Raw genomic sequence first — 15,567 nt, 5'->3', positions numbered from 1 at the left:
GAAGATTTTGCCACCAAATGGAACTCTAAGTATTCTTATGCGATAAAAAGCTGGAGGGACAACTGGGAAGACCTTACCGTCTTTTATGAGTTCCCGCTGGAGATCAGGCGAATCATTTACACCACCAATCTTATTGAGAACCTGAATGGTAAGATCAGAAAGTACACTAAAAACAAATTATCCTTCCCAACCGATGATGCTGTAATGAAATCTGTATATTTGGCTTTAAGGGAAGCAACCAAAAAATGGTCTATGCCCATTAGAAATTGGGGAATCGTCCTCAATCAGTTCTTGACTATATACGAAGAAAGGGTTCAACTTTAGATAAAAGTTAAACCCCTTTATTTAGAACTTACACACTTTACGGGATAGTGTCTAATTCGCAGATAAGGTTCGTTTTTTGCCCCTTTCTTAAATTCCCAGGTGCCAACGAGACTCGGTCCACAATTCTTATTTTCGCCATTATTGTCTCGAACGCTATGATCATTTGAAAAACTCTGGCGATACTCCATAAAACATGGTCCCATGTTCATTCGAACGTTATTATTTAAACGCCTGGCAAGCTTCCAGGTTTTGGTATCTCCATCTGTAAGTAAAGATTCTGCATCCTCTGGCAAGCTGTACACCTGCTCTTCCTGGCAGGAAAGTATGAGAATCATCATCATCAATATTGAAATTGAATTCTTCATTAAAATTTGAATTTTAATTGTACCGATATTTCCTTTTCCGCCTCTTTATTATCCGATTTTTCAGTGTTCAAATTGGAGAGTGATATTCCAAGAAGTCTAACCGAATTCTTCATTTTTTCCTGGTACAATAATTCTTTCGCGATCTCCAAGATCAGATCATTGTTTGAAATATAGTAGCTAATTGTCTTACTCCTGGTTTGCTGGGTAAAATCACTGTACTTGATCTTCAAAGTGATTGTTTTCCCGGCAACATCAGATCTTTTCAGTCTGCGTTCTATCTCTTCAGCGATATTCTGAAGTTTCTCCAACATAAAGATTTCAGAAGAAATATTCTCATTAAAAGTTCTTTCAGCTCCGAGCGATTTTCGGGTTCTGTGCGGTTTTACTTCACTATGATGAATGCCGCGCACTACTCTGTAAAAATGTCTGCCGCTCTTTCCAAAATGTTCACTCAGATATTCTTCTGTTTTAGACTTCAAATCTTTACCGTTAAAGATGCCGAGCCGATACATTTTTTCAGCAGTTACTTTTCCCACACCGTAGAATTTTCTAATGTCCAGCTCTTCCAGGAACTCTAAAACTGCTTCTGGCGGTACGGTTTTCTGTCCGTTTGGTTTATTAATATCACTGGCGACCTTGGCGATGAATTTATTAACGGATATTCCTGCGGAAGCGTTTAAACCAGTTTTTTCCCTGATCTGGTCTCTTATCTTTTTAGCGATAAGCGTCGCACTCATCAGGCCTTTTTTGTTCTCGGTAACATCAAGATATGCTTCATCCAGGGACAAGGGCTCGACCAGGTCTGTATACTCATAAAAGATCTCCCTGATCTGTGCTGAAATTTCGCGGTATCTTTCAAAGTTTGATTTCACAAAGATAAGATCGGGGCAATTCCTTTTGGCCATCACGCTGCTCATCGCGCTTCGCACACCAAACTTTCTGGCTTCATAACTGGCTGCGCTTACCACTCCGCGTTGTGAACTTCCACCTACTGCGACTGGCTTTCCCCGAAGATCAGGGTTGTCCAGTTGCTCGACTGATGCATAGAAGGCATCCATATCTACATGGATAATTTTGCGAAGTTTTTCCACCTTGCAAATTTAAGTAATATCTTAGTCTAATTAATAGCTACTGCAATGGAACAGGCGAAAACAGCAATCATCCTGGGAGCTACCGGTCTAACCGGTGGAATTCTTTTAGATAAATTAATTAAGGATGATCGTTATAGAAAAATCAAGGTTTTTGGAAGAAATCATGTGTCTCAAAAAAGTGAAAAGATCGAGGAATATCTCATTAATCTTTTTGAACTTGAGAAAGTTCAGGAACTATTTACCGGAGAAGAGGTCTTCTGCTGCATAGGAACTACAAAAAGCAAAACTCCAGATAAGGAATTATATCGAAAAATTGATTTTGGAATTCCTGCGACCGCGGCCAAACTGGCCAAAAGGAACAATATTGACACCTTTATGGTCATCTCGGCATTGGGAGCCGATGAGGAAAGTAATATCTTTTATAATAAGGTAAAAGGAGAAATGGAAGGTGCAGTAATGGAACAGAAAATTTCAAATACTTACATACTACAACCATCTTTGATCGCTGGTGACAGGGCAGAGAACAGGTTCATGGAATCCATATTTATTAAATTAATGAAATTGGGCAATCACTTGCTTATTGGAAATCTTAAAAAGTACCGGAGTATAGAACCAGAAGAGATAGCCAACGCCATGCAATATCTGGCAAATCATCCCTATGAAAGTGGAAGAATCGAATCTGATAAGATCAAGGCTTTCAGCAACACTTCAGCATGATAGAAATAGAAAGAAAATTTTTAATTACTTCAGAAGCATATAAAAGTGAAGCCAGTAGTAAAACATTATTCGTTCAGGCTTATTTAAATACGCATCCGGAAAGAACCATCCGCATACGCATCAAAGCTGAAAAGGCATTTATGACCATCAAAGGAAAAAGCTCTGAAAATGGCGTTTCCCGATACGAATGGGAGAAGGAAATACCGGTTAATGAAGCTGAAGAACTGCTTAAACTTTGTGAACCCGGCAAAATTGAAAAGTACCGTCATCTCGTGAAAGCTGGAGCACATGTTTTTGAAGTAGACGAATTTCTTGGAGAAAATAATGGACTTACGATCGCAGAAGTGGAACTAAGCACCGAAAATGAACATTTTATAAAACCAGAATGGCTGGGTGAGGAAGTCACCGGCGACCATAAATATTACAATTCACAGCTTATTCTTAATCCATATAAAAACTGGGAAAAATGAAAAATCTAGTATTAGTAGCAATCCTGTCCTTATTCTTATCCTGTGATCAATCTTCTAAAGAGGCTTCCGAAGAAACTGTGGAGGTGAAAGGGGATACGATCGTAGAAGAAGCTAGTACAAAGTCTATCGAAGAAGATCTGAAAAAGAAAGGCTACCAGACTTTTAGTTATAAGGAAGGAGATACCACGTATCTAATGCAGCAATATTATATGGTTTTTCTGAAATCCGGACCTACAAGAGGCCAGGATTCTACCGAGGCTGCAGAACTTCAAAAGAAGCATATGGCGCACCTCGAGCGTTTGGCTACTGAAGGTTATACCAGTTTAACCGGACCTATGGGTGATGATGGCGATCTTCGTGGAATTGTAGTTTTTAATACTGCGACTCAAGCCGAAGCAGATAGCCTGGCAAATTTAGATCCCATGGTGAAAGCAGGCAGGCTCAAAGTGGAAATACACCCATGGTGGGTTGCAAAAGGCGGGAAGCTTAAATAGAATTTATTTTGCTTACAATATCATGTTTGGGTAATAAGCCTGACTGTCTCCAGAATTGTTTCCCATCCTTGAAGAGGATCATGGTGGGAACACCTCTAACCTGGTATTTCGAAGCCAGTTCCTGGTTCTTGTCCACATCGATCTTCACGATCTTAACCCCGTCACCAAGATCATTCTTAACTTCCTTTAAAATTGGTGCCAGCGATTTGCAAGGTCCGCACCAGTCGGCATAAAAATCTACAAGTACTGGAGTCTCTCCGGAAATGATATCATTAAAACTACTTTTCATCTTTTTCTTTTAAAGTTAAGAAATCTATAGTTCGAATTATTTTAAAAGCAGGTTAAAAAGTACCTACGATGCCTACCCGGCCAAGACCTACCTGCATTTTCCAGCTTATTTTATTGGGATTCTGTACTCCGTAGTTTCGTTCGTTCTTCAGGTATTTATCTATACTGTCCACAACCGCAACGCTAATTGCAAGACTAAGTCCAACATCGGTAAGCCAGTGTGCACCAGACCAAAGCCTGGAAACCGGCGAGACCATTCCAACTCCAATAAGTCCAGCCTTTACAAAAGGATTATCGAACTGCTTGGATAAAGCATACAGTGTTGTAAAGGAGAGGATCGTATGCCCAGATGGAAAGGAGTGGTATTTTCCTTCACTGCTGAAAGGGTCAAAACTCCCTTTGCCTTCGCCACCTGTGGGTCTGGCTCTTCCTACTATGGTCTTGGAAATCGACTGAATGATCCCGGAAGCAGTAGCTGCAGAGATCATCAAAACCCCTGTTTGTCTTATTTTCTCATTCTTGGTGAATAAACCAACCAGGTAAACCGCACCAGTTACTCCGTAATTATTTTGCGGACTCCCAAAATACCATCCAAAATCCTTTACAAGTTCAGGAGCATCCTCGCCCTGATCCATAAAGTATTCGCTGGTCTCTTCATCAAAAATATAGAGTGCAGCAGTTCCGGCAACTACAGCTCCGGCGGTGATAAAATCATCTTTTTGCCATCTAAGGGGAGAAGAATAAGCATTCTTTATTCCGCCAAAAGCACTGGCACCGTCATATTTTAGAAGTTCCCAGGTGGTGGGAATACTATCATTTTCTGGTTCTGGCTTTTCTGTATCCTGAGCATAGATAAAAGAGGAGATAGTCAAAAACACCAAACAGAAACAAATGGATTGTAATTTTCTAAGCATATTATAATTTTAAAAAGTGACCTCAAACCCTAAAGCCTGAGGTCACTATCAACCAACAACTAACTAACTATGAAAAAACTAAATTTTAATTAATTCCAGCCGCCACCTAAGGCTTCGTAAAGATCGACAATTGATTTTAATTGATTGTACTTTGCGTTAGCAAGATCTAAACTCGAATTTAAGGCATTCTGTCTAGCCGTTAAAACCTCAAGGTAATTGGCAAGCCCATTATTCAGTAATTCTTCGGAATAATCTGTCGCAAGATCATAAGCTTTGAATTCTTTCTGTTTTACATCGATCTTTTCTGAAGCAGCCTCGTAAGAATACATGGCATCTGAAACTTCTTTACTCGCCGTTAGAATCGCTCTTCTAAATTCAAGTCTGGCCTGTTCCTGTTCTGCCTGTGATACTTCATATTCAGTTCTAATAGCTCTTCCTTTCAAAATAGGCTGAGCCAAACCGCCAATTACGGTAGCGAAAAGTGAATTAGGATCAAAAAGATCTCCTTTATCTAAAGCCTGTAATCCACCAGTTGCACTTAAAGTAAGCGAAGGATAGAAATTGCTTTTCGCAACATTGGTCAATTCAAATGCATTCACCAGATTATATTCCGCGGCAATAACATCAGGTCGGTTACGTAAAAGTTGTACCGGAACACCAATATTAAGATCTGTCGTGATCTCCTGCTCGTCAAGGTTGGATCTTTCAATTAACATGGGTGCTTCACCCAGAAGTATAGAAAGTGTATTTTCAAGTAATCTTCCTTCATTTTTAAGGTCTATCAAGATAGCTTTTGCGGTGTATAGCTGCGCTTCAGTTTGCTGCACCCCAACTTCAGTAAGAGTTCCAGCTTCCTTTAAAGCTTTTGTAGTCTCAAGGCTATTCGCCCTGGTTTCTACCGTTCTTTCAGTAATCGCGATCTGCTCGTCCAAAGTCAGCAATTGATAGTAGGTTGAAGCTATATCTGAGATCAGCCTGGTTTTCACTGCCTGATGTGCCGCGATACTTTGCAAATACCTGGCATCAAAAGCACGTTTTCTACTTCTAATCTTACCCCAGATGTCTGCTTCCCAGGAAAGATCTGCACTTAATTGATACTGGTCCAGTGAACTAAACAAACTACCAAACTGGCTGTTTTGAGAAAGTTCCTGGTGAGTAAAGGTGGCATTAGCTCCCAGAGTTGGAAGATAACCAGCTTTCCCTTGTTTTACGTAAGCTTCTGCAGCATTGATCTGTTGCATTGCCACCCGAATATCAATATTGTTTTCCAGGCCTTTAGAAATATAATCCTGTAAGATCGGATCTGTAAACATCTCCTTCCAAGAGACATTTGCCATATTCAAACTATCCTGGTCTATCTCATCGGTTCTGTAGTTCGCTTCTTCAATTACCTCTGGTTGTTCGTAATCTTTAGCAACAAAACAGGATTGAAGGCTAAGGAGTACAACTCCTACCAGACCAAATTTCATGTTATATAATACGTTCATTTTCAATCTTATTTAGTTTCAACAGCTTCAGGTTTCTTACCTACTTTTTCCTGCAACCACTGGAAGAGAATAAACAGGATAGGAATTACGAAGACTCCCAGAATAGTTCCAATTAATAATCCTCCGGCAGCACCTGTACCAATAGAACGGTTTCCTTCTGCACCAACTCCTGTAGCAAGTACAAGCGGCAGTAATCCAAGGATAAAAGCAAAAGAGGTCATAAGAATTGGTCTTAGCCTGGATTTCGCTCCATCAATGGCGGCATCTACGATCGATTCTCCCTGTCGTCTTCGCTGCAAAGCAAATTCCACAATTAGAATAGCATTCTTGGCAAGTAGACCTATTAGCATGATCAATGCGATCTGGAAATATATGTTGTTCTGCAATCCTGAAAATTTTGTGGTGATATAAGCACCAAAAACTCCAAGTGGTAATGAGAACAGCACTGAAAACGGTAATAAATAACTTTCATATTGTGCCGCCAGCAAGAAGTAAACGAACACAATGGATAATAGAAATATCGTGGTCGTTTGGTTTCCGGCGTTTACTTCCTCCCGGGTTAGACCACTGTAAGCAGTCGTATAATTTTCAGGAAGTGTGCTGGCAACTTCTTCGATTGCTGTAATCGCATCTCCTGAACTAAAACCTGGATTGGTCGCACCACTGAGCTTAGTAGAGTTGAACAGGTTGAATCGGGTTACAGATTGTGGTCCATAAACTCTTTTAAGATTCACAAACTGTGTTATTGGACTCATTTCTCCGGAAGACGTACGAACGTAAAGCTTATTAAGATCAGATTTTTGTGCACGATCTTCAGGATAAGCCTGTACATAAACCCGGTATTGTTTTCCGAATTTAGAGAAATCGGCAGCATAAACCCCTCCAATATATCCCTGAAGAGTACTGAATATTTCATTTATCGTAACGCCTTTTTCTTTAGCTAAGGGTACATTCAATTCCAGTTCGTATTGAGGATAATTGGTATTGAAAGAACTTTGTGCATATTGAATCTCAGGTCTTTCAGAAAGTTTCCTGATAAATTCCTGGTTGGCTTCATCCAACTCATTAAAACCAGCCCCAGATCTATCCAGTAAATTCACTTCGAATCCTGATGAATTTCCGAAGCCGGGAATACTGGGAGGTGTGAAGAAAATAATATTTGCTTCCGGGATGGTTGCCGCAACACCGAACAACTTTCCTGTAATGCTTTGAACAGATAATTCATCGCTGTCACGCTCTTCCCAGTTATCCAGTTTAATGAATCCAAGTCCATAATTACTTCCTGCACCACTAATTAAACTTCTACCGGCAATTACTGAAACTCCCTGAATACCTTCAATGTCTTTCACTTTCTGGTACAGGAGATCATTAACTTCCTGGGTTCTGTCTATGGAAGCACCTGCTGGTAGTTCCAGATTTACGAATATAAGTCCGCGATCTTCATCTGGTACAAACCCTGAAGGAGTTGTAGAAGCAGACCACCAGATTCCACCAATCGCGAGGATAAGGATCAAAGCGGTCACCCATTTGTTCTTGTAGAGAAACTTCAGCGATCTTCCATATCTTTCAATAGTCGCATTAAATCCGCGGTTAAATCCATCATAGAACTTCTGAAGGAAACTTTTCTTACCATTTTTCTTTTCGTCATGAGTCTTCAGAAATAATGCACACAGAGCAGGGCTCAGGGTCAAAGCGTTTACTGCAGAAATAAATATTGCTACGATTAAGGTGATTCCAAATTGCTCGTAGAACACACCAGTTGGTCCCTTAATGAATGTCACCGGAATAAATACCGCTGCCATAACTAGGGTGATAGAGATGATCGCTCCAGAAATTTCGTTCATGGCTGTGGTAGTAGCCTGTTTGGCACTTTTAGCACCTTCATCCAGTTTCGCGTGGACGGCCTCCACCACCACGATGGCATCATCTACCACAATACCGATGGCCAACACCAGCGCAAACAAGGTCAGTAAGTTAATACTATATCCAAAAAGGTTCAGGAAGAAAAAAGTACCAATAATAGATACCGGAACCGCAATGGCCGGTATCAAGGTCGACCTGAAATCCTGTAGGAATATAAATACTACCAGGAAAACAAGGATAAATGCTTCAATAAGCGTATGTGTCACCTTGTTGATCGAGGCGTCCAGAAATTCGTTAGTATTGTACGGTACATAGATCTCCAGACCTTCAGGAAGATCTTTTTCAACTTCTGCCAGTCGGTCTTCGATTTCCAGGATGATATCACGTGCATTGGAACCTTTGGTCTGGAAAACACCCATGTTTACCGCAGGATATCCATTAGTCATGGAACTTCCACTATAACTCTGAGCATCGAGTTCGATCTCAGCAATATCTTTAAGTCTTAGAAATTCTCCATTTCCAAGAGCCTTGATCACGATATCGCTGTATTGCTCCTCAGTATTATACCTACCACTGTATTTAATAGTGTAGTTAAAAGCTTTACCGTCATTCTCACCCAGAGAACCGGCAGCAGCTTCCAGACTCTGCTCATTTAAAGCAGCGATCACATCTGTAGGAACAAGGTTGTATGCTGCGAGTTTATCAGGTTGTAGCCAGATTCGCATGGCGTAATCCTTACTTCCAAAAACCTGAACATTCCCAACACCATTTACCCTTTGGATTTCAGGAATTACATTAATCTTTAAGTAATTCTGAATAAAAGTATCGTCAAAATCCTTGTTCTTACTCAAAAGAGAAAAGAACATTAGTGCACTCGTTTGTTGTTTCTGGGTAGTTACCCCGGTTTGTTTAACTTCTGCAGGTAATAGAGGGTTTGCACGGGCCACCCTGTTTTGTACGTTCACCGCAGCAATGTCTGGATCTACCTGTTGATCGAAATAAACTGTGATCTCTGCAGTACCATTATTAGTAGCTGTTGAGGTTAAATAGGTCATTCCCTCCACACCGTTGATCTGTTCTTCAATAGGAATGATCACACTTTCCAGCACCGTTTCTGCATTGGCACCTGGATACGAAGTGCTTACAGTGATGGTTGGAGGTGCGATGTCAGGATATTGCGTGATAGGAAGGTTGGAAAGTCCAAGAACTCCCAGGATCACGATAATAATGGAAATCACCGTAGAGAGTACGGGTCTTTCTATAAATGTTTTTAGCATAACGTTACTTTTTCCTGAAAATTTATCTGAATACCTTATTAATAGGCTTAGCCACACTATCGAAAGCGACTGGTTGTGGCTGGATCTGGGTATCTGGTCGTAATTTGGCCAGGCCTTTTGCAACAATCGTATCTCCCTGCTTCACCCCAGATTTCACAACATATAAATTATCTATTCTCGTAATAATTTCTAAGGTTGAACTGGTCACTTTATTGTTGGCTCCAATCTTATAAACAAGAACATTTCCCTGCCTCTCAAAGGTGGATTCCTGCGGAACTATCAAGGCATTTTCATAGGTCTTCGGAATTAAAATTTTACCGCTATTTCCATTGGAAAGAAGTCTTGAAGGATTGTCAAAAACTGCCCTGAAGGATATGGATCCGGTATTTTCATTCACCTGCGAATTGATGGTTTCGATCTTACCTTTTTCAGAATAGGTTGTTCCATTGGCAAGCTTCAGTTCTACTTCAGGCATATTATTGATCTTATCCTGAACTTTTTCCCCTTCATATTCTTTCAGAAAATCAAGATATTCGGTTTCATTCATGGAAAAGTAGGCATAGACTTTACTTATATTACTCACGGTGGTTAATGGTTGAGTACTGGTAGGACTCACCAATGCACCTTCGCGAAGTCTTATGGAACCAACATAACCGTCTACTGGACTTTTGATATTGGCGTAACCAATATTTGCAGCAACACTATTGTAGCTACTTTGCGCCTGTTGCAGTTTTGCTTTTGCTGTTTCCAGCTGAACGTTACTAATAATGTTCTTCTCCACTAAAGGTTTTAGCTTGTCTACTTCTACCTGGGCAGCATTAACGTTAGCTTTCGCTGCAGCTGCATCCTGGTTAAGAGATTGAGTTTCGAGTTTGAATAGTAACTGACCTTTCTTTACTTCCTGTCCTTCATCAACCAGCACATCTGTAATGTATCCGGAAACCTTTGCACGAACCTCACTATTAATGATCCCTTCGATCTTAACGGGATAAGTGGTATAGCCAGTAAGTGTTCTCTGAGGAACCTCTGTCACCGGAAATGGTTTTGCCTGCGGTGCTGCAGCTTGAGTCTGTGATTCTCCTTCATTCCCGCAGCTTGCCAGGACTAATAGTAGGACGAATAAACCTGAGATTGATAACAATTTTTTCATTTCTGCTTTTCTTCTTCGATAATTAATTTTCCAGTTCCTGGTTCATTTGTTCGATCGTACGTTCCAGGTTTTCTTTTTGCAATTTTAAATGATTCATATATAAACGGCCTACACCGCCAGATCTCTTTAACTTCTCTTTATTATAGGTTGAATTGAACTCGTGAATTTTATCAACGACCCTGATCTCTTCTTTCGTCCTGTTCATCTCGTCGTTAAGAGTATTCTTGAGATATGTTCTGCTTGCCCTGAAATAGCGCTTTCTATCCCCGGGTTTAGTGAAGTATTCTACTTTTTTGGTTTGTAGCAGTAAATTAAGTTGTGTAGAGACAGAACTTTTACTCGCCTGTGTGATTTCGATGATCTCATCAAATGTATGACCGTCGTTAGGGGATAGGATCATAATGATGTAGATCCTTGCCGATAAAGGAGCGAGATTATGTATTTTCTCAAAATGAACCCCGATCTCTTCGATTAGTTTTCGTTTTTCTGGTGAACAACAATCCATGCTATAATTTTAAATGAGCTTGCAAAGATACAATTGGTTCTGAATGCACCGAACTAATAAAACTTAAATGTTCGTTAAAAATTTTAGTTTTTAGATGATAGCCATGGTCTGCCCCAATTTCTGAAAAGCAAAACCTACGGGAAGATTATTTTGTTCGCAAGATATTGAGGTCTGTAGATTTAATAACATAACCAATTCTAACCATACTGGTATACTTGTCGTAATCGATAAGACTTTCAGCATAACCAGCGAACCATTCCAGCATTAAATACTGGTTTCCGGAATTATTGAATAATTTGTAGTAAACCTTTGTACCTACAGATCCTTTCCAATCTTTCAATCCTTTCCGAACTGTCACCTCGCCAATCAATAGATCTCTGAAAAAGGTCTGTTGTACTTTGACTTCAGCTAAACCAACAAAATCCAGGAGATCAGGATGATTTTCGGTATAGGCAAAAGGAACCCATGCTTTCGCGCTTAGCATAGTGCGCCTTCCCAGTGGAGTATGAAACATTCCTGAAACTCTATTCCAGCTCCTACTAGCCAGGCTGTCCCTACCATTAGATTCATGTTCCAGCTGCAGTTCTGCCAGAGCAATAATTCTATTTGATTTATCGAATATTGGCGTCCCAACTCCCACGGCGGGATTAAAGTTGATCTCTTCAAAAGGACTGGATTTGTCATAGATATTCCAGAAAGCTTTCTGTGTATAGCTCACGAACAAATAGCTGTTAAGAGGTAGGGTTGCCCGGGAAATTAGCTGCTTAAAACTGATCTGATATTTGATATCAGAATTCATCTTGTTTGCCGACTTGTTCGTGGGAATCCCACTTATCAGATAGTTGTCATGATAACTACTAAATGAAGGCATGCTTTTGATGGTGTCATTAACTTCCTCACGAGACATTCGTTGCGCGTTGACATTTGAAGAATCGCAAAATATAAGAACGATAAGGCTTAAAAGGCCGATCTTTTTTGGAAATGACATCATATTAGGACTTTGTAGTGAATCTTGGAGTGTACAAAGGTAGCTCTTAGTTCGCGTTAAATCTAATTTGATGCATATACAGAAATATAACTAAACTTACAAAGCTCCTGATTCCAGGAGCTTTGTAAGTTTCAAACGATATATTTTAATCGGTGTTATTCTCTTTGTAGATACCCAATTGTAGATCACCTTTCGCATTCATGCTCGCACGGTACATTCCCTCAGTATTAAATTCCATCGCCACATTTCCTCTATGGTCAATAGCGATGATCCCACCATTACCGCCTAAAGCCGGTTGTTTTTTCTGAATAACTTCACTCGCAGCTTCCTGCAGACTCATACCCTTATATTCCATCATTGCTGAAATATCATAGGCTACAACTCCGCGAATAAAGAACTCACCCCAGCCGGTACTGGAAATTGCGCAGGTGGAGTTATTCGCATAGGTTCCGGCTCCAATAATTGGAGAATCCCCAATCCGGTTATATTTTTTGTTAGACATTCCTCCCGTTGAAGTACCAGCTGCAAGATTTCCATCTTTATCTAAAGCAGCACATCCTACAGTTCCAAACTTTTCGTCCTTAACGAAAGGGTCGTAAAAAGCAGTCTTGTTATCTTCGCGGTTCTTTGCTCTTTCCATTGCTTTAAACCTGTTTTCAGTATAGAAATATGCAGGGTCAACAATTTCGAGTCCTCTTTCTTTAGCGAAATCTTCAGCCCCTTTTCCAGATAACAATACATGTTCCGAATTTTCCATGACTTCAAAAGCCAGGTTAATTGGGTTTTTGACGTTTGTAACCCCAGCCACCGCCCCGGCATTTAGATTTTTTCCCTCCATGATTGAGGCATCGAGTTCATTGATTCCTTCGTTGGTGAATACTGCCCCTTTTGCCGAATTAAATAGCGGACTGTCTTCCATAATATTTATGGTTCGTTGTACAGCTTCCACAGCCGATCCTCCATTGGCCAGAATTTCGTGACCCGTTCTAATTGCCTCTTCCATCTTATCCTTGTAGGCCTGTTCCAGACTATCACTCATATTTTCCTTAAGGATCGTACCAGCACCACCATGGATCACAATTCCAAAATTCTGTGTTGTATCGGTTGTAGTTTTATTTTCTTCTGCTGAAGTTGAAACTTCTGATTTATTTTCTGAATTCTGATCACAGGAAAGTAAAGTGACAAAACTGAATAAGAGTAGGAGTTTTTTCATAGGTCGTATTTGTCTGAAAGTTATAAAATTTCAAATTGACTTCTGAAGCAAACTCTTAATTCAATTTTAATAGATGTTGTTCTAAAGCTTTCCGTAGTATTCAGTAATTTTAGAAAAAATCGAAATATGCCTGTAGAAGGACCTTTTAACCTGAATAAGTGGATCGATCAAAATCGCGAGCACTTAAAACCTCCCGTAGGAAATAAGAATTTATATAGAGAATCTGGCGATTATATTGTCATGATCGTTGCCGGGCCGAACGCTAGGAAAGATTATCATTATAATGAAACAGAAGAATTGTTCTACCAGCTTGAAGGAGAGATCGAGGTTCATATTCAGGACGAAGGTAAAAAGAGAACTATGAAATTAGGTCCTGGCGATATGTATTTGCATCCCGGGAAAGTGCCACATTCACCTGAAAGAAAGGAAGGTTCCATTGGCCTGGTAGTGGAACGCAAAAGACTTAATGAAGCTGGTGAGGACGGTTTGCTTTGGTTTTGTGATAATTGCAATCACAAGTTATATGAGGTTTACTTCCCTTTACACGACATAGAAACCGACTTTCTAAGGCATTTTAAACATTTTTATAATAGTGAGGAACTTCGCACCTGCGAAAATTGTGGTGAAGTAATGCCTGCCGATGAACGATTCACAGCACCGGAGGAATAGCCGTTTATTTTTACTATTTTCGCAATAACTACACAAAATAATCGATAAAAACGCAATTTAATGAGCAAAATCGCTGAAGAATTCGGGATTAAACAAGCCCTGAAAGATTTAGGTTTAAATGACGTAAATAACGGAACATCTACCGGCAAAGACTGGTTTAGTAATGGAGATATCATTGAATCATATTCACCAGTTGATGGTGAACTCATTGGGAAAGTGAAAGCAACCACCAGTGAGGATTATGAAAAAACAGTTTCAACAGCTGCCAAAGGATTTAAGGAATGGAGAACATGGCCAGCACCACAGCGTGGGGAAGTTGTACGACAGTTTAATGATGAACTTAGAAGATTAAAAGAACCACTAGGGAAACTTGTTTCTTATGAAATGGGAAAATCCTACCAGGAAGGTCTTGGTGAGGTTCAGGAAATGATCGATATCTGCGATTTTGCAGTGGGGCTTTCAAGACAATTGCATGGTTTGACCATGCATAGTGAACGCCCTGGGCATCGCATGTACGAGCAATACCATCCTCTTGGAATTGTAGGGATTATTTCAGCTTTTAATTTTCCGGTAGCAGTTTGGTCATGGAACACGGCTCTGGCCTGGGTTTGTGGCGATGCCTGTATCTGGAAAGGTTCAGAAAAAACTCCGCTTACTTCTGTGGCCTGTCAAAACATTGCAGCTAAAGTATTTGCGGAAAATGATGTGCCTGAAGGTATTTCCTGTTTGATCACCGGAGACTACAAAGTCGGCGAAATGATGACTAAGGATGAACGTGTACCATTAATTTCGGCTACAGGTTCTACCAGAATGGGGAAAATTGTAGCTAAGGAAGTAGCTGGAAGATTAGGAAAAACATTGCTGGAACTTGGTGGAAACAATGCGATCATTGTAACACCAGATGCAGATATTAAAAATACGGTAATTGGAGCTGTTTTTGGAGCAGTTGGAACTTGTGGACAGCGTTGTACTTCGACCAGGAGATTGATCATTCACGAAGATATTTATGATAAAGTAAAGGATGCTATCGTAAGCGCTTACAAGCAGATAAGGATAGGGAACCCACTTGATGAAAATAATCATGTTGGACCGCTAATTGACAAGGACGCCGTAAAAAATTATCAGCATGCTTTGAAGAAAGTTGTGCAAGAAGGAGGAACCATTTTGGTTGAAGGTGGTGTGCTTGAAGGTGAGGGTTACGAAAGCGGTTGTTATGTGAAACCGGCGATTGCGGAAGCTAAGAATGATTTTGAGATCGTACAGCACGAAACCTTTGCACCGGTATTGTACATTATGAAATATTCCGGGGATGTAAGTGATGCGCTGGAATTACAAAATGGAGTAAGACAGGGGCTTTCCTCTGCGATTATGACAAACAATTTGAGAGAAGCTGAACGTTTTCTTTCTACGGAAGGATCAGATTGTGGAATTGCTAATGTGAATATTGGAACCTCGGGTGCTGAAATTGGTGGAGCATTTGGAGGAGAAAAAGACACTGGTGGTGGTCGCGAATCAGGTTCTGATGCATGGAAAGTATACATGCGAAGACAAACGAATACGATCAATTACACTACTGAACTTCCACTAGCTCAGGGAATCAAGTTTGATTTGTAATCATTATAAACTTATTAAAAACCCGCTTTGTAAGAATAGCGGGTTTTTTATGTTATCCTTGACCGTAAATCGTTAAATCATACTTAAATACGCGACCCAATTTTGAATCAGGCTTAGATAATCTTTATTTTCGAGGAT

The 15,567-nt window shown here is 40.2% G+C and carries 16 protein-coding genes; 6 read left to right on the top strand and 10 right to left on the bottom strand.

The window, feature by feature from the left end; translation table 11 throughout:
- The coding region (locus ACSHZO_RS05935; RefSeq protein ID WP_298526434.1) for a transposase at window positions 1-324 on the top strand (324 nt) is incomplete at its 5' end.
- Window positions 325-341: 17 nt separating this feature from the next.
- Here ACSHZO_RS05935 and ACSHZO_RS05930 read toward each other — a convergent pair.
- Both ACSHZO_RS05930 and dinB read right to left on the bottom strand, forming a co-directional pair.
- On the bottom strand, window positions 342-689 hold the full coding sequence (locus tag ACSHZO_RS05930; RefSeq protein ID WP_298245813.1) for a lipocalin family protein: 348 nt from the start codon (window positions 687-689) through the stop codon (window positions 342-344).
- A complete protein-coding gene (dinB, locus tag ACSHZO_RS05925) occupies window positions 689-1,780 on the bottom strand; it encodes a DNA polymerase IV (protein ID WP_298245814.1) in 1,092 nt (363 codons plus the stop codon). Before dinB ends, ACSHZO_RS05930 begins: the two co-directional genes overlap by 1 nt.
- 45 nt (window positions 1,781-1,825) lie before the next feature.
- Here dinB and ACSHZO_RS05920 point away from each other — a divergent pair, with 45 nt between their 5' ends.
- The 3 genes from ACSHZO_RS05920 to ACSHZO_RS05910 are packed head-to-tail and all read left to right on the top strand — an operon-like array spanning window position 1,826 to window position 3,461.
- Window positions 1,826-2,497 (top strand): NAD(P)H-binding protein, encoded by a 672-nt coding sequence (locus ACSHZO_RS05920; RefSeq protein ID WP_298245815.1) that lies wholly within the window; start codon window positions 1,826-1,828, stop codon window positions 2,495-2,497.
- Window positions 2,494-2,967 carry a CYTH domain-containing protein gene (locus ACSHZO_RS05915; RefSeq protein WP_298245816.1) on the top strand — a complete coding sequence of 158 codons (474 nt, stop codon included), beginning with the start codon at window positions 2,494-2,496 and terminating at the stop codon, window positions 2,965-2,967. Before ACSHZO_RS05920 ends, ACSHZO_RS05915 begins: the two co-directional genes overlap by 4 nt.
- Window positions 2,964-3,461 (top strand): YciI family protein, encoded by a 498-nt coding sequence (locus ACSHZO_RS05910; RefSeq protein ID WP_298245817.1) that lies wholly within the window; start codon window positions 2,964-2,966, stop codon window positions 3,459-3,461. The genes ACSHZO_RS05915 and ACSHZO_RS05910 overlap by 4 nt, the downstream gene beginning before the upstream one ends.
- Here the strand turns inward: ACSHZO_RS05910 and trxA are convergent.
- The 8 genes from trxA to ACSHZO_RS05870 all read right to left on the bottom strand — a co-directional run bounded on the left by trxA (window position 3,454) and on the right by ACSHZO_RS05870 (window position 13,146).
- Window positions 3,454-3,750 (bottom strand): thioredoxin, encoded by a 297-nt coding sequence (trxA, locus tag ACSHZO_RS05905; RefSeq protein ID WP_298245818.1) that lies wholly within the window; start codon window positions 3,748-3,750, stop codon window positions 3,454-3,456. The genes ACSHZO_RS05910 and trxA overlap by 8 nt on opposite strands.
- Before the next feature lie 52 nt (window positions 3,751-3,802).
- A complete protein-coding gene (locus tag ACSHZO_RS05900) occupies window positions 3,803-4,663 on the bottom strand; it encodes a phosphatase PAP2 family protein (RefSeq protein ID WP_298245819.1) in 861 nt (286 codons plus the stop codon).
- 89 nt (window positions 4,664-4,752) lie between these two features.
- Window positions 4,753-6,150, bottom strand: a complete 1,398-nt coding sequence (locus ACSHZO_RS05895) for an efflux transporter outer membrane subunit (protein WP_298245820.1) — start codon at window positions 6,148-6,150, stop codon at window positions 4,753-4,755.
- An 8-nt stretch (window positions 6,151-6,158) separates the two neighbouring features.
- A complete protein-coding gene (locus ACSHZO_RS05890) occupies window positions 6,159-9,290 on the bottom strand; it encodes an efflux RND transporter permease subunit (protein ID WP_298245821.1) in 3,132 nt (1,043 codons plus the stop codon).
- Window positions 9,291-9,312: 22 nt separating this feature from the next.
- The gene (locus tag ACSHZO_RS05885; protein WP_298245822.1) at window positions 9,313-10,440 is read right to left on the bottom strand and encodes an efflux RND transporter periplasmic adaptor subunit; all 1,128 of its coding nucleotides are present in this window, start codon (window positions 10,438-10,440) and stop codon (window positions 9,313-9,315) included.
- A gap of 22 nt (window positions 10,441-10,462) precedes the next feature.
- On the bottom strand, window positions 10,463-10,945 hold the full coding sequence (locus tag ACSHZO_RS05880) for a GbsR/MarR family transcriptional regulator (RefSeq protein ID WP_298245823.1): 483 nt from the start codon (window positions 10,943-10,945) through the stop codon (window positions 10,463-10,465).
- A gap of 145 nt (window positions 10,946-11,090) precedes the next feature.
- Entirely contained in the window at window positions 11,091-11,936 is an 846-nt protein-coding gene (locus ACSHZO_RS05875) for a phospholipase A (RefSeq protein WP_298245824.1), read from the bottom strand.
- Window positions 11,937-12,078: 142 nt separating this feature from the next.
- A complete protein-coding gene (locus ACSHZO_RS05870; RefSeq protein WP_298245825.1) occupies window positions 12,079-13,146 on the bottom strand; it encodes an isoaspartyl peptidase/L-asparaginase family protein in 1,068 nt (355 codons plus the stop codon).
- 126 nt (window positions 13,147-13,272) lie between these two features.
- On the opposite strand from ACSHZO_RS05870, the gene ACSHZO_RS05865 reads away from it, so the two are divergent.
- On the top strand, window positions 13,273-13,815 hold the full coding sequence (locus tag ACSHZO_RS05865; protein WP_298245826.1) for a 3-hydroxyanthranilate 3,4-dioxygenase: 543 nt from the start codon (window positions 13,273-13,275) through the stop codon (window positions 13,813-13,815).
- A 60-nt stretch (window positions 13,816-13,875) separates the two neighbouring features.
- Entirely contained in the window at window positions 13,876-15,429 is a 1,554-nt protein-coding gene (gene amaB / locus ACSHZO_RS05860; RefSeq protein ID WP_298245827.1) for an L-piperidine-6-carboxylate dehydrogenase, read from the top strand.
- Window positions 15,430-15,567: the final 138 nt, after the last annotated feature.

Origin of the sequence: Christiangramia sp. 3-2217-3z (assembly GCF_051195275.1) — a bacterium.
In the GTDB taxonomy this organism is placed as follows: Bacteria; Bacteroidota; Bacteroidia; order Flavobacteriales; family Flavobacteriaceae; genus Christiangramia; species Christiangramia marina.
The sequence above is the reverse complement of the archived record's forward strand: the minus strand, read 5'-3'. Positions and strand labels throughout refer to the sequence as shown.

What these genes read in the sequence shown, in the direction of transcription:
- ACSHZO_RS05930 (WP_298245813.1), bottom strand. Translation starts at nt 689, where the DNA reads ATGAAGAATTCAATTTCAATATTGATGATGATGATTCTCATACTTTCC.
- ACSHZO_RS05920 (WP_298245815.1), top strand. Translation starts at nt 1,826, where the DNA reads ATGGAACAGGCGAAAACAGCAATCATCCTGGGAGCTACCGGTCTAACC.
- ACSHZO_RS05915 (WP_298245816.1), top strand. Translation starts at nt 2,494, where the DNA reads ATGATAGAAATAGAAAGAAAATTTTTAATTACTTCAGAAGCATATAAA.
- ACSHZO_RS05910 (WP_298245817.1), top strand. Translation starts at nt 2,964, where the DNA reads ATGAAAAATCTAGTATTAGTAGCAATCCTGTCCTTATTCTTATCCTGT.
- trxA (WP_298245818.1), bottom strand. Translation starts at nt 3,750, where the DNA reads ATGAAAAGTAGTTTTAATGATATCATTTCCGGAGAGACTCCAGTACTT.
- ACSHZO_RS05900 (WP_298245819.1), bottom strand. Translation starts at nt 4,663, where the DNA reads ATGCTTAGAAAATTACAATCCATTTGTTTCTGTTTGGTGTTTTTGACT.
- ACSHZO_RS05895 (WP_298245820.1), bottom strand. Translation starts at nt 6,150, where the DNA reads ATGAACGTATTATATAACATGAAATTTGGTCTGGTAGGAGTTGTACTC.
- ACSHZO_RS05890 (WP_298245821.1), bottom strand. Translation starts at nt 9,290, where the DNA reads ATGCTAAAAACATTTATAGAAAGACCCGTACTCTCTACGGTGATTTCC.
- ACSHZO_RS05885 (WP_298245822.1), bottom strand. Translation starts at nt 10,440, where the DNA reads ATGAAAAAATTGTTATCAATCTCAGGTTTATTCGTCCTACTATTAGTC.
- ACSHZO_RS05880 (WP_298245823.1), bottom strand. Translation starts at nt 10,945, where the DNA reads ATGGATTGTTGTTCACCAGAAAAACGAAAACTAATCGAAGAGATCGGG.
- ACSHZO_RS05875 (WP_298245824.1), bottom strand. Translation starts at nt 11,936, where the DNA reads ATGATGTCATTTCCAAAAAAGATCGGCCTTTTAAGCCTTATCGTTCTT.
- ACSHZO_RS05870 (WP_298245825.1), bottom strand. Translation starts at nt 13,146, where the DNA reads ATGAAAAAACTCCTACTCTTATTCAGTTTTGTCACTTTACTTTCCTGT.
- ACSHZO_RS05865 (WP_298245826.1), top strand. Translation starts at nt 13,273, where the DNA reads ATGCCTGTAGAAGGACCTTTTAACCTGAATAAGTGGATCGATCAAAAT.
- amaB (WP_298245827.1), top strand. Translation starts at nt 13,876, where the DNA reads ATGAGCAAAATCGCTGAAGAATTCGGGATTAAACAAGCCCTGAAAGAT.